The sequence below is a fragment of the Pseudomonas sp. OST1909 genome, assembly GCF_015277575.1.
Classification (GTDB): Bacteria; Pseudomonadota; Gammaproteobacteria; order Pseudomonadales; family Pseudomonadaceae; genus Aquipseudomonas; species Aquipseudomonas synxantha_A.
This window is the reverse complement of sequence record NZ_CP063780.1, coordinates 2,392,818-2,406,542: the sequence shown is the minus strand read 5'-3', so window position 1 is coordinate 2,406,542 and position 13,725 is coordinate 2,392,818. Positions and strand designations below refer to the sequence as shown.

At 59.2% G+C, this 13,725-nt stretch carries 12 protein-coding genes and 1 pseudogene; 9 read left to right on the top strand and 4 right to left on the bottom strand.

Features of this window, described 5'->3' with window-relative positions; genetic code table 11:
- Window positions 1-348: 348 nt before the first annotated feature.
- The 8 genes and pseudogenes from IH404_RS10645 to IH404_RS10610 form a co-directional block, all read left to right on the top strand.
- A complete protein-coding gene (locus IH404_RS10645) occupies window positions 349-1,425 on the top strand; it encodes an ABC transporter substrate-binding protein (RefSeq protein ID WP_005786727.1) in 1,077 nt (358 codons plus the stop codon).
- Window positions 1,426-1,602: 177 nt separating this feature from the next.
- Complete coding sequence (locus IH404_RS10640) at window positions 1,603-2,409, top strand: alkaline phosphatase family protein (protein WP_005786725.1); 807 nt, start codon at window positions 1,603-1,605, stop codon at window positions 2,407-2,409.
- Window positions 2,410-2,414: 5 nt separating this feature from the next.
- The gene (locus tag IH404_RS10635; protein WP_194440666.1) at window positions 2,415-3,251 is read left to right on the top strand and encodes an ABC transporter permease subunit; all 837 of its coding nucleotides are present in this window, start codon (window positions 2,415-2,417) and stop codon (window positions 3,249-3,251) included.
- Complete coding sequence (locus IH404_RS10630; RefSeq protein WP_032876990.1) at window positions 3,238-4,038, top strand: ABC transporter permease; 801 nt, start codon at window positions 3,238-3,240, stop codon at window positions 4,036-4,038. Before IH404_RS10635 ends, IH404_RS10630 begins: the two co-directional genes overlap by 14 nt.
- The gene (locus IH404_RS10625; RefSeq protein WP_194440386.1) at window positions 4,035-5,024 is read left to right on the top strand and encodes an ABC transporter ATP-binding protein; all 990 of its coding nucleotides are present in this window, start codon (window positions 4,035-4,037) and stop codon (window positions 5,022-5,024) included. Before IH404_RS10630 ends, IH404_RS10625 begins: the two co-directional genes overlap by 4 nt.
- A 33-nt stretch (window positions 5,025-5,057) precedes the next feature.
- Window positions 5,058-5,711, top strand: a complete 654-nt coding sequence (locus tag IH404_RS10620) for an HAD family hydrolase (RefSeq protein WP_103735456.1) — start codon at window positions 5,058-5,060, stop codon at window positions 5,709-5,711.
- A 361-nt stretch (window positions 5,712-6,072) separates the two neighbouring features.
- On the top strand, window positions 6,073-8,154 hold the full coding sequence (locus tag IH404_RS10615; protein ID WP_228309648.1) for a carboxy terminal-processing peptidase: 2,082 nt from the start codon (window positions 6,073-6,075) through the stop codon (window positions 8,152-8,154).
- A 180-nt stretch (window positions 8,155-8,334) separates the two neighbouring features.
- Window positions 8,335-9,375: pseudogene (locus tag IH404_RS10610) on the top strand (GGDEF domain-containing protein); the annotation flags it as partial.
- Here the strand turns inward: IH404_RS10610 and IH404_RS10605 are convergent.
- From IH404_RS10605 to IH404_RS10590, 4 genes are all read right to left on the bottom strand, one after another.
- The gene (locus IH404_RS10605) at window positions 9,372-9,743 is read right to left on the bottom strand and encodes a hypothetical protein (RefSeq protein ID WP_101268243.1); all 372 of its coding nucleotides are present in this window, start codon (window positions 9,741-9,743) and stop codon (window positions 9,372-9,374) included. The pseudogene IH404_RS10610 and the gene IH404_RS10605 sit on opposite strands and share 4 nt — an antisense overlap.
- A complete protein-coding gene (locus IH404_RS10600; RefSeq protein WP_005786712.1) occupies window positions 9,740-10,078 on the bottom strand; it encodes a helix-turn-helix transcriptional regulator in 339 nt (112 codons plus the stop codon). Before IH404_RS10600 ends, IH404_RS10605 begins: the two co-directional genes overlap by 4 nt.
- 97 nt (window positions 10,079-10,175) lie before the next feature.
- Complete coding sequence (locus tag IH404_RS10595; protein WP_005786711.1) at window positions 10,176-10,631, bottom strand: DUF1232 domain-containing protein; 456 nt, start codon at window positions 10,629-10,631, stop codon at window positions 10,176-10,178.
- A gap of 291 nt (window positions 10,632-10,922) precedes the next feature.
- Window positions 10,923-11,663, bottom strand: coding sequence for an FKBP-type peptidyl-prolyl cis-trans isomerase (locus IH404_RS10590; protein WP_005786709.1), 741 nt, complete (start codon window positions 11,661-11,663; stop codon window positions 10,923-10,925).
- Between the two features lie 247 nt (window positions 11,664-11,910).
- Between IH404_RS10590 and IH404_RS10585 the strand changes: the two genes are divergently transcribed.
- A complete protein-coding gene (locus tag IH404_RS10585; RefSeq protein WP_005786707.1) occupies window positions 11,911-13,719 on the top strand; it encodes a di-heme-cytochrome C peroxidase in 1,809 nt (602 codons plus the stop codon).
- The last annotated feature ends 6 nt before the right edge of the window (window positions 13,720-13,725 follow it).

The window sequence follows — 13,725 nt, the reverse complement described above, 5'->3', positions numbered from 1 at the left end:
CGTTACCTATCTGGACTAGACCAGCACCGTTCAGGTGCACAAATCGCGCTCTATCTGGGCTTTTGCTGCTGCGAGCCAGCCTAGGCATTACAGATGACCGACAGATGACAGCCGGTAGCCACCGCCTGCACCACACCCTGCAATACATCGGCCAAGTCCAGGGCCTGCGGGCTGTTGGGCATGGTCTACGCTAAGTCTGAGCTGAGCGACACCCGTGCTTCAAAAACGACATCGACATGAAACTGTCATCCATCGGGCCTAAATTGGCTCAGGTATTGCTGACCTAGACCACACCCTCGCCAACGTTCGTATAAGACGCCGCGTGTAAAACGCCCAAAGGAGCTTCGGATGAAACAGCTTTTCCTGGCATCACTGTTAGGCTCGACCATTGCCATGTGCACCGCCGCCATGGCCGCTGATACCGATCTAAAAACCCTGGAAGCCGCCGCCAAGGCGGAAGGCGCCGTCAACAGCGTCGGCATGCCCGATGATTGGGCCAACTGGAAAGGCACCTGGGAAGACCTGGCCAAGACCTACGGCCTCAAGCACATCGATACCGACATGAGTTCGGCCCAGGAAATCGCCAAGTTCAAAGCCGAAAAAGACAACGCCAGTGCCGATATCGGTGACGTGGGCGCAGCCTTCGGCCCGATCGCGGTGAAGCAGGAAGTCACCCAGCCCTACAAACCCTCCACCTGGGCGCAGGTTCCGGATTGGGCAAAAGACAAGGACGGTCACTGGGCCCTGGCCTATACCGGCACCATCGCGTTTATCGTCAACAAGAAGCTGCTGCACGGCTCCGAAGTGCCGACCAGTTGGGCCGACCTGCAAACCGGCAAATACAAGGTGTCGGTGGGTGATGTAAGCACCGCAGCCCAAGCCTCCAATGCGGTACTCGCCGCCGCTATCGCCAACAAGGGCGACGAGAAAAACATCGCACCGGGCCTGCAGTTTTTCACCAGGATCGCCCAGCAAGGTCGCCTCTCACTGTCCAACCCGACCATCGCCACCATGGAAAAAGGCGAAGTCGAAGTTGGCATTGTCTGGGACTTCAACGGCCTGAGCTACAAAGCCAAGATGGCCAACCCGGATGACTACGTGGTGCTGATTCCATCGGATGGCTCGGTGAAATCGGGCTACACCACCATCATCAACAAATACGCCAAGCACCCGAACGCCGCCAAGCTGACCCGCGAATACATCTTCAGCGATGCCGGCCAACTCAACCTGGCCAAGGGCAATGCGCGTCCGATCCGTGCGGAAACCGACCTGAAGCTGCCGGCCGATATCGCCAAGAACCTGATCCCGGGCGAGCAATACACCAAGGCCAACCCGCAGCCGATCAAAGATGCCGATGCCTGGGAAGCGACGTCCAAGAAGCTTCCGCAGATGTGGAACGAGCAGGTCATCGTAGAGATGAAGTAATCGGTCTCTCTGATACAAGTGCGGTCAGTGTGGGAGCTGGCTTGCCTGCGATAGCGGTCTGACATTCAACATTGGTGTCCACTGATACACCGCCATCGCAGGCAAGCCAGCTCCCACATTTGATCCCATTCCAAGTTGATACTGAGCCATACCCCCTGTTGCGGAGCCCCAGCCCCCATGAAGCACACTGTCATCCTTGTCGTGCTCGACGGCCTGAATTTCGAGGTCGCCCGGCACGCCATGGGGCACTTGCAGGCCTACGTCGGCGCAGGACGCGCAGCCCTCTACAAACTGGAATGCGAACTGCCCGCCCTGTCCCGCCCGTTGTATGAATGCATCCTCACCGGCGTGCCACCCATTGACAGCGGCATTGTCCATAACAACGTCTCGCGCCTGTCCAACCAGCGCAGCATTTTCCACTACGCCACCGATGCTGGCTTGGCCACGGCAGCGGCGGCTTACCATTGGGTCAGCGAGTTGTACAACCGCACGCCCTTCGTCGCCGCGCGTGATCGCCACACCGACAACAAGGCGCTGACGATCCAGCACGGGCATTTCTACTGGACTGACCACTATCCGGATTCCCATCTGTTCGCCGATGCCGAAAGCCTGCGGCTCAAGCACGCGCCCAACTTTTTGCTGGTGCATCCGATGAATATCGACGATGCCGGCCACAAGCATGGCCTCGACACCGCGCAATACCGCAACAGCGCCCGTTCGGCCGACATTATCCTGGCCGACTACCTACAAGGCTGGCTCGACGCCGGCTACCAGGTGCTGGTCACGGCCGACCACGGCATGAACAACGACCGCTCTCACAACGGCCTATTGCCGCAAGAGCGCGAAGTGCCGCTGTTTGTCCTCGGTGACGCCTTCAGCCTGGATGCCGACGCCGCGCCGAAACAAACCGATCTGTGCGGTACCGTCTGCGAGCTGCTTGGCGTGCCGCACGACAAACCGGTGTGCCGGGAGTTGCTCAAGTGAATTCGATGACCCGCGGCAAATGGCTGGCCCTGCTGTGCCTGGTGCCCTTCGCACTGTTCTTTATCGTGTTCGAGATCGCGCCGCTGGTATGGGTGCTGATCAACAGCCTTCAGACCGAAGAGTCCGGCTGGGGCCTGGAAAACTTCACCCGCATCTTCAGTTCAAAGTTCTACCGGCAGGCGATTCAGCTCAGCCTGGAGATCAGTTTCTACTCCAGCATCTTCGGCATCATCATCGCCACCCTGGGCAGTTATTCGTTGCGCCGGGTGGATTCGCCGCTGCGCAACTTCGTCACGGCCTTTGCCAACATGACCAGCAACTTCGCCGGCGTGCCCCTGGCCTTCGCGTTCATCATCCTGCTGGGCTTCAACGGCAGCATCACCATCATGCTCAAGCAGGCCGGGATCATTCAGGACTTCAACCTGTACTCCAAGACCGGCTTGATCATCCTCTACACCTACTTCCAGATTCCTCTCGGAGTGCTGTTGCTCTACCCGGCCTTTGATGCATTGCGCGAAGACTGGCGTGAGTCGGCTGCGCTGCTCGGCGCCAATGGCTGGCAGTTCTGGCGACATATCGGCTTGCCGGTGCTCACCCCTGCCCTGCTTGGCACTTTCGTCATCCTGTTGGCCAACGCCCTTGGCGCCTACGCCACGGTCTACGCCCTGACCACCGGCAACTTCAACGTGCTGCCGATCCGCATCGCGGGGCTGGTCTCTGGTGATGTGTCGCTGGACCCGAACATGGCCAGCGCCCTGGCCGTGGTGCTGGTAGCGCTGATGACGGTGGTCACCGTGGTCCATCAACTGCTGCTCAAGAGGAGCTACCATGTCTCGCGCTGATGCCGGCCCGGCCTCCCTCTACCATCGGGTAGTGGTGTACCTGCTGTTCCTTATTCTGGTACTGCCGCTGATCGGCACCTTTGTCTACTCGATCTCCAGCAGTTGGTCGGCGACTATCCTGCCCGCCGGCTTCAGCGTGAAATGGTACGTACAACTGTGGAGCGACCCGCGCTTTCTGATGGCGTTCGGGCAATCGTTGCTGGTGTGTGTGGGCGCGTTGATCCTTTCGGTGGTATTGATTTTGCCGCTGCTGTTCGTGGTGCATTACCACTTTCCCAAGCTTGATGCGCTGATGAACATTCTGATTCTGCTGCCCTTCGCGGTGCCGCCGGTGGTGTCTTCAGTCGGTTTGCTGCAACTGTACGGTTCCGGGCCGTTGGCGATGGTGGGTACGCCGTGGATTCTGATCGGTTGCTACTTCACCGTGGCGCTGCCGTTCATGTACCGGGCGATCACCAACAACCTGCAAGCCATCAACCTGCGCGACCTGATGGACGCCTCGCAACTGCTCGGCGCCAGCACCTGGCAAGCGGCGATCCTGGTGGTGCTGCCTAACCTGCGCAAAGGCCTGATGGTGGCATTGCTGCTGTCGTTCTCGTTCCTGTTCGGTGAGTTCGTGTTTGCCAACATCCTCGTCGGCACGCGCTACGAGACCCTGCAGGTGTACCTCAACAACATGCGCAACAGCAGCGGCCACTTCACCAGTGCCGTTGTGATCTCCTATTTCTTCTTTGTGCTGGTGCTGACCTGGGCCGCCAATATCTTGAACAAGGACAAAAGCCAATGAGCTTCGTCAGCGTCCAACATCTGCAAAAAAGCTACTCCGGCACGCCAGTGTTCAGCGATATCAACTGTGAAATCGCCAAGGGCGAGTTCGTCACCCTGCTCGGCCCGTCCGGTTGCGGCAAGTCCACCCTGCTGCGTTGCATCGCAGGGTTAACCTCGGTAGACAGCGGCACAATCCTGCTGGATGGGCAGGACATCGTGCCCCTGAGCCCGCAGAAACGTCAGATCGGCATGGTGTTCCAGAGCTACGCGCTGTTCCCCAACATGACCGTGGAGCAGAACGTTGCGTTCGGCCTGCGCATGCAAAAGGTCAACGCCGACGACAGCCACAAGCGCGTGCAGGAAGTGCTGCAATTGGTTGAGCTAAAGGAGCTGGCCGGCCGCTATCCGCACCAGATGTCCGGGGGCCAGTGCCAGCGTGTCGCCCTCGCCCGCTCCCTGGTGACCCGCCCGCGCCTGCTGTTGCTCGATGAACCGCTGTCGGCATTGGATGCACGTATTCGCAAGCACTTGCGCGAACAGATCCGCCAGATCCAGCGCGAACTGGGGCTGACCACGATTTTCGTGACCCATGACCAGGAAGAAGCCCTGACCATGTCCGACCGCATCTTTCTGATGAATCAGGGCAAGATCGTACAAAGCGGCGATGCCGAAACCCTCTACACTGCGCCGGTGGATGCCTTCGCCGCCGGTTTTATCGGTAACTACAACCTGCTCGACGCCGACAAGGCCAGCCAGTTACTGCAACGCCCGATCAGCGGGCGCATCGCGATTCGCCCTGAAGCCATCGAGTTGAGCCGCAGCGGCGAGCTCGATGCGCTGGTGCGCAGCCACAGCTTGCTGGGTAACGTGATTCGCTACCGCATCGAAGCCCGTGGCGTGGAATTGGTGGTCGACGTACTCAATCGCTCGGCCGACGACCTGCACCCGGACGGCCAGCGCCTGGCACTTTCCATCGACCCCAGCGCCCTGTGTGAAGTAGCCTGACAGGCAGCGACCTATTGAGAGAGAACATGACGGATGGCATTGGTAATTTTTGATCTGGACGACACCCTGATCCACGGCGACTGCGCCACCCTGTGGAGCGAACAGATGGGCCGCCTGGGCTGGGTAGACCCTGAGTCGTTCATGCGCAGGAACAACGAATTGATGGACGCCTACAGCCGAGGCGAGTTGCGCATGGAAGACTTCATGGACTTCAGCCTGGAGCCGATGATCGGCCGCACTCCGGAAGAAATCGAGCATCTGGTGGAGCCGTGGGTCGAGGACGTGATCGAGCCGCTGATCTATAGCGACGCCACCAAGACCATCGCCCGCCACCGTGCGAATGGCGACCGGATCCTGGTGATTTCCGCCTCGGGCACTCACCTGGTCACGCCGATTGCGGCGCGTATCGGTATTGAAGAAGTGTTGGGGATTAATCTGGACGTCGGCCACGGCGTGTACAGCGGCAAGACCGTAGGCGTGCTGACCTATCGTGAAGGCAAGATCACGCGCCTGCTGGAATGGCTGGAGCAGGAAGGGGAAACGCTGGAGGGCGCGTATTTCTACTCGGATTCGCGCAATGACTTGCCGCTATTGCTCAAGGTCGACCATCCGCAGGTGGTGAACCCGGACCCGGTGTTGCGCGCCCACGCCGAACAGGCCGGCTGGCCGATCCACCACTGGACCTGAATCAATAGAGATCAACCTGTGGGAGCTGGCTTGCCTGCGATAGCGGTGCAACAGTGAAGAATTCTTCATCTGGTGCACCGCTATCGCAGGCAAGCCAGCTCCCACACTGACTGCATTTCAATCCAGGATTCGGTCAGGCTGTTGGCAATATGGACTACATCGAATGTAGGACTGGGTTCTTCTAACCCTCCACATGCCCCTCAACGCCTTGCAATGCTTTCACAGTGCCTCCATAGTGAGTCTGGACTGAGCCCGTAGCAGTAGCGTCGGGCTTTTTGCATTATGCGACCGGACCATATGGAACCGGCTCCCTCAAAGACGGCCTAATATGCGTTATCAATTGCCCCCGCGTCGAATCAGCATGAAGCATCTGTTCCCCAGCACCGCCCTCGCTTTTTTCATTGGTCTCGGCTTCGCGTCGATGTCGACCAATACGTTCGCAGCCAATAGCTGGGACAACCTTCAGCCTGATCGCGATGAGGTGATTGCCAGCCTTAACGTTGTCGAGTTGCTCAAGCGCCATCACTACAGCAAGCCGCCGCTGGACGACGCTCGCTCGGTGATCATCTACGACAGCTACCTCAAGCTGCTGGATCCGTCGCGCAGCTACTTCCTGGCCAGCGATATCGCTGAGTTCGACAAGTGGAAGACGCAGTTCGACGACTTCCTCAAAGGCGGCGACCTGCAGCCCGGCTTCACCATCTACAAGCGTTACCTGGACCGCGTCAAAGCGCGTCTGGACTTCGCCCTGGGTGAGCTGAACAAAGGCATCGACAAGCTCGACTTCACCCAGAAGGAAACCCTTCTGGTGGATCGCAAGGATGCCCCTTGGCTGACCAGCACGGCAGCGCTGGACGACCTGTGGCGCAAACGCGTCAAGGACGAAGTGCTGCGCTTGAAGATCGCCGGCAAAGAGCCCAAGGCCATTCAGGAACTGTTGACCAAGCGCTACAAGAATCAGTTGGCGCGCCTGGACCAGACCCGTGCCGAAGATATCTTCCAGGCCTACATCAACACCTTCGCGATGTCCTACGACCCGCACACCAATTATCTGTCACCGGATAACGCGGAAAATTTTGATATCAACATGAGTCTGTCCCTGGAAGGCATCGGTGCCGTCCTGCAAAGCGACAATGACCAGGTCAAGATCGTACGTTTGGTACCGGCAGGCCCGGCAGACAAGACCAAGCAGGTCGCCCCGGCAGACAAGATCATTGGCGTGGCCCAGGCCGACAAAGAGATGGTCGATGTGGTCGGCTGGCGCCTGGACGAAGTGGTCAAGCTGATCCGAGGGCCAAAAGGCAGTGTGGTGCGCCTGGAAGTGATTCCGCACACCAACGCACCGAACGACCAGACCAGCAAGATCGTGTCCATCACCCGTGAAGCGGTGAAGCTCGAAGACCAGGCGGTGCAGAAGAAAGTCCTCAACCTCAAGCAGGATGGCAAGGACTACAAGCTGGGCGTGATTGAGATCCCGGCCTTCTACCTGGACTTCAAGGCGTTCCGTGCCGGTGACCCGGACTACAAGTCCACCACCCGCGACGTGAAGAAAATCCTGACGGAACTGCAGAAGGAAAAAGTCGACGGCGTGGTCATCGACCTGCGCAACAACGGCGGCGGTTCCCTGCAAGAAGCCACCGAGCTGACCAGCCTGTTTATCGACAAGGGCCCAACCGTATTGGTCCGCAATGCTGATGGGCGTGTCGACGTGCTGGAAGACGAGAACCCGGGCGCCTTCTACAAGGGGCCGATGGCGTTGCTGGTCAACCGTCTCTCGGCCTCCGCTTCGGAGATTTTCGCCGGTGCCATGCAGGACTATCACCGTGCGTTGATCATCGGCGGCCAGACGTTCGGCAAGGGCACCGTGCAGACCATCCAGCCGCTGAACCATGGCGAGCTGAAACTGACGCTGGCCAAGTTCTACCGGGTTTCCGGGCAGAGCACCCAGCATCAGGGCGTGCTGCCGGATATCGATTTCCCGTCGATTATCGACACCAAGGAAATCGGCGAAAGCGCGCTGCCTGAAGCCATGCCATGGGACACCATCCGCCCTGCGATCAAGCCGGCGTCGGATCCGTTCAAGCCGTTCCTGACGCAGTTGAAAGCAGACCACGACACCCGCTCTGCCAAGGATGCCGAGTTCGTGTTTATCCGCGACAAGCTGGCCCTGGCCAAGAAGCTGATGGAAGAGAAAACCGTCAGCCTCAACGAAGCGGATCGCCGTGCACAGCACTCCAGCATCGAGAATCAGCAATTGGTGCTGGAAAACACCCGCCGCAAAGCCAAGGGTGAAGATCCGCTCAAAGAGCTGAAGAAAGAAGATGAAGATGCCTTGCCGACCGAAGCGGATAAAACCAAACCGGAAGACGATGCCTACTTGGCCGAGACTGGCCGGATCCTCCTCGACTACCTGAAGATCACCAAGCAGGTGGCCAAGCAGTAAATGATGGCAATTTAATGTGACCGCTCCACGCAGTGTCATCATATAGACATCATTCTGTCGTGAAATGAAAGGACCGCAGGCTTGACGCCTGCGGTCCTTTTTTTTTGATCGAGATCGTCATGACCGTGACCGAACCGCTGAATGCATTGGGCTCAATCCTGGTTCAAGGCAGTTTGCACACCGCAGGAAGCGCGCCAGATGTTGCCCAAGCCGGATAACGCCACGACTGCCCTCAGCGATGAAGGCAGTGACCTCAGCGCCCTGCTGAACGAACAGCCAGCGGTGGATCAAGACACCGCCACGGCTCAAGTGCTGGAAGCGTTCCATCACCAGGCCAATCTCAATTCACTGGCGGTGCTGGATGGCGGCGGTCGCCCGATCGGAATTGTGCACCGACACTCGCTGTCGGACGCGCTGCTCAAGCCGTTCGCGACCGACTTGTTTGCGCGCAAACCGATCAGCCGCTTGATGAGCGATGATTTCCTGGCGGTGGAATTGAGCCAATCCTTGCAACAGGTCAGCCGTTTGTTGACCAGCCGCGCACGGCAGCGCATCGAAGAAGATTTCATCATCACGTTGAACGGTGACTATCTGGGCCTGGGCCGGGTGATCGACGTGCTCAAGCTGATCACCGAACTGAAAATCCAGCAGGCGCGCTACGCCAACCCGCTGACTTTGCTACCAGGCAACGTACCGATCCAGCAATGCCTGACTCGGCTGTTGCAGCAACAGCGCGAGTCGCTGATCTGTTATGTGGATATCGACAGTTTCAAGCCGTTCAACGATATCTACGGCTACGGGCGTGGGGATGAAGTGCTGCTGTGCCTGGCGCAATGCCTGAACGACCAGGTAGACCCCAGCCGCGACTTTGTCGGGCATATTGGCGGCGATGACTTTTTGCTGGTGCTGGGCCCGCAGGATTGGCGCAAGCGGCTCAACCAGTTGCTGGACGACTTCCATACCCAATGCCGACGCTTTTACCGCGCCGAGCACGTCGATGCTGGTTGCTTCGTGTCACTCAACCGCCAGGGCGTGCGCCAGGAGTTCGCCTTGCTATCGCTGTCTATCGGTGTGGTGCATCTGTATCCACAGGCCTGTGCGCAACTCGATGCCAGCCAGTTGGCGGAATTGGCCTCGCAAGCCAAGCACCACGCCAAGGACGTGGCCGGCTACAGCATCCATGTGATCGACAGCCTGGACATGTACTCAGCAGCGCTTTAAGCCTCGGCGGATTCCGGGTATTCGTACTCGAACACCCGCACCACTTCCGAAGCGTGCCAGGACGCAGCCGCCACGCCATCGGAGGGTCCGCTGAAGCGCCCTAGACGCTCCACACACTCAAAGAACCCGGTACGTGGCAGGCGGCTGGCACCCTGGCTGATCACCAGGGAACTGCGCAGCGGCTGCTCGGCCTTGGCATCCAGCGCCGCCAGATGCTCCAGGGCAGCCGCCAGGGTCTGCATGGCTGGCGTCGGAAATTGCAGGCGCTCAAGCAGCGCCCGGTACGTCAGCAAATGGCGCTGGCGACGCGCCTGATCCAATTCGTTGAGCAACCCGTCCCAGTGTTGACGGCTGATACGTACGCTCAAGACTCATCCCTCCAACCTGCCACGCCCAATTCCCAGGCCAGGCTGCGGCGAATGGCGGCATCCGGCTGGCGTTCACCACTTTCAATCAAACCAAGGTACGAGGGGCTGATCCCCACCGTGCGTGCCAGGGTCTCGATAGCCAGGCCCTTGGCTTCACGCAAGCCGCGCAGGTCTGCGAGCGGTCGCAGGTCCTGGTCGATGGCGGCAGAGGCGGCAGGGGAAGAAGCGGGTGTAGGTGGCTGCTGACCGGCAGCTTTTAGCAGCGCCTGGTACTGGTCCCATGGCAACACCGCATATTCGGGTGCGCCATCGCGTGAAATGATCTGAATATCCATGACTGCCCCGTAGGATAAAAACACTTACTAAGTAAGTTCTTTCCTTAGAAGTGTAATCCTAACAGCCACGAAGGTCGCTGGGGGATCCCCGGCATCATTAGTTTTTTTGTGGGTTTTCCTGGGCCAGCAGCTCAGGGGTTGCAGGGAGGCGCTCAACCACCGCGAGTTTTTCCGGGCGTTGCGCATCCCGCCAGGCGCGAAAGGCGCTCAGTTCGCCACTCAGGGTCTTCATGACCCATGCCAGCACCGCGATGTCGTCGAACATGCCGAACATCGGGATGAAGTCCGGGATCGCGTCAATCGGGCTCAGAAAGTACATCAACCCCGCCACCACCGAGATCAACGCCTTGGGGCTGATCGCTCGGTATTCGCCGCGCCAGTAAGCCAGGCACAGGGCTTGGAGCAATTTGAGATCATCCTTGAGCTGGCCCAGGCGATTGCCCTGGCTTGAGCCTTTGGCCGCAACGGCAAACAGCAAGGTCGGCAAACGTCCACGGCCCAGCAGGCGCGCGGCCATGGGCAGAAAACGGGTGAAATTGAAGGGTGGTTTCATCAGACACTCCAGTTCCAGGCGAGGTAAAAGGTTATCCACACAAATTGTGGATAACCTTGTGAACAGAGCCTGTTTTATCAGCTGAAAGCCACGGTTTATAAGGCTTACAGTCAGATCGGGCGTTTTTTGCGCACATAAAAAAAACCCAAGATTTCATTGACTTGGCCTGTATGTGCGGCTACCCGTGCTCGAGTCTTACATCAGACTGCGCGCAATGCTGCGGGTTCTATCGGATTTACCCAGAAACAACAACGCCCCGTCGAGACGGGGCGTTGTGTGCTCAGGCGCCGATTACTTCTTGGCGGCTGGTGCAGCAGGTGCGTCAGCAGCTTCTGCCTTGGCTGGGTCCTTGATGCCCAGCAGTTCCAGGTCGAATACCAGCACGGAGTTGGCTGGAATCGCCGGGCTCGGGCTCTGGGCGCCGTAGGCCAGGTCAGACGGGATGTACAGCTCGACCTTCTCGCCTACGTGCATCAGTTGCAGGCCTTCGACCCAACCCGGGATCACGCCGCTGACCGGCAGGTCAATCGGGCTGCCACGATCCACGGAGCTATCAAAGGTGGTGCCGTTGGTGAGCTTGCCGGTGTAGTGAACAGTCACCACGTCGGTTGGCTTGGGCTGTGCGCCGTCGGCCTTCTTCACGATCTTGTACTGCAGACCGGAAGCGGTGGTGACGACGCCGTCTTTCTTGGCGTTGTCTTCGAGGAATTTCTTGCCGGCAGCTGCCGACTCTTCGCTCATTTTGGTCATGCGCTCTTCGGCACGCTTTTGCAGCGCGGCGAAGGCCTCAACCAGCTCGTCATCTTTGAGCTTCTGCTCTTTCTTGCCGACAGCATCTTCGATGCCTTGGGCTACCGCTTTGGAGTCCAGGTCATCCATGCCTTCTTGGGCAAGGCTCTTGCCCATGTTCAGGCCGATGCCGTAGGAAGCTTTTTGCGCCGGGGTTTTCAGCTCTACGCTGGTCTGCGAATCACAACCCGCAAGTACCAGGCTAACCAGGGCCACCGCCGCCGCCAACCGATGCTGTTTCATGCTATTTCCTTGTTCATGCGCCAAAAGGGCATTCGAATAAAGTCGCGAGCTTATCAGGCGGCCACGACCAATGGCTACCGGCATGTGAGCAGGAAACTTCTGATAAGTTCACGTGTTTAAAAGCATTTCCATTTATCATGGGGCACCGCGACGGATCGCGGGACCGCCTGCCAGCAGGCTCATCGCTACTTGCCGCACCTGTGGCGCAGTGGCATAACAACGCGACAATTCGACAAGGATAGTTATCTTGCGCACTTTTTCCCGTGTTTTACTCCTGATACTGATCGCCCTGGGCCTGATTCTGGCCGTGGTGCTCTATTACACCCTCAACCCCAAGCTACCGGACTACGTGCCAGTAAAGCAGGTGCACTACCAGGATCAATGGAGTGCCGCTGACCGTCAGACCTACTACTTCACGCCCCAGGGCACCCAGGTAAAGGGCCTGCACTACGACTGGTTCACGGCCCTGGAGCTGCCGTTCTCCGAGCAACGCTTTGCCGCGCCGGAATACCTGGCGCGCTTTGGTTTTCTGGTCGACCCCAAGCAAGTGCCCACCCCGCAAAACCCTGGCAACCTGCCGGTAGGCTTTGCCCGACACCAGAACGCCGACAGCCAGGTTCAATACCTGGATATCACCTGTGCGGCCTGCCACACCGGTCAATTGCACTTCAAGGGCCAGGCCCTGCGTATCGACGGTGGCTCGGCGCAACACGTGCTGCCCTCCAGCGTACCCACCTTGCGGGGCGGCAGTTTTGGCCAAGCCCTGGTCGCCAGCCTTGCCGCTACGTATTACAACCCGTGGAAGTTCGAGCGCTTCGCCCGCAAAGTCCTGGGTGATCAGTACGATACCCAGCACAATCAGCTGCGCCAGGACTTCAAACAATCGCTGAACCAGTTCCTCAAAGTCGCCTGGAATGATACCCATCGCGGCCTCTATCCCACCGAAGAAGGCCCCGGTCGTACTGACGCCTTCGGGCGCATCGCCAATGCCAGCTTTGGCGACGCTATTTCCCCCGACAATTATCGTGTCGCCAATGCCCCAGTGGACTACCCGCAGTTGTGGGATATCTGGACATTCGACTGGGTGCAGTGGAATGGCTCGGCTCAGCAACCCATGGCGCGCAATATCGGTGAAGCCCTTGGTGTAGGCGCAACCCTGGCCTTCTTCGACAGTGCCGGCCAACCGCTCCAGGGCGACGCTCGCTACCCGTCCAGCGTACGCGTGCGGGACCTGCACCTGATCGAAGAAACCCTGCAACGCCTCAAGCCGCCAACCTGGCCGGAGGACTTGTTCGGCGCCATCGACAAACCCCTCGCCGCCCAGGGCCGCGCACTCTTCGCCGAAAACTGTGCTGGCTGCCATATACCCGCGGTCACCGAGGAAAATGGCCGCCCGGTGCAGCAGTTGAAAATGCTGCCGGTGGACTACATCGGCACCGACCCCGGCACCGCCAGCAACATTGCCGACCAGCGTTATGACCTCAGCGCCCTGCAATGGGACCCGGCCGAACTGGCCCAACTCAATGTTGAACTACACCCTTCGCCCACCGCGCCACTGGATCTGAAAAAAATGTCCGTGGCCCAGGGGCTGGCCTACGTAACCGCCTTTGTCGAAGAACATGCCTACCGCGCCGCCGGCGTGACCCCGGCCGAGCGCCCGAGCCTGGATGGGTTCGGCCTGCCGATTGGCGTGCGCGAATTACGCGCCTATAAAGCGCGACCACTGGCAGGCGTATGGGCTACCCCGCCGTTCCTGCACAACGGTTCGGTGCCGACGATCTACCAACTGCTTTCGCCCCAGGACGAGCGCAGCACCACCTTCTATAAAGGCACGTTCAACTACGATCCACGCCATCTGGGCTTTGAAACCGCCTCGTTCAAGAATGCCTTCCTGTTCGATACCCGAATCACCGGCAATCACAACAGCGGCCACGAGTTCCGTGCTGGCGCACGGGGCAATGGCGTCATTGGCCGTGGCTTGCTGCCCCAGGAGCGCTGGGCGCTGCTCGAATACCTCAAAGTACTGGGCGGCCCGCTGGAGCACCAACTGCCATGATTATCC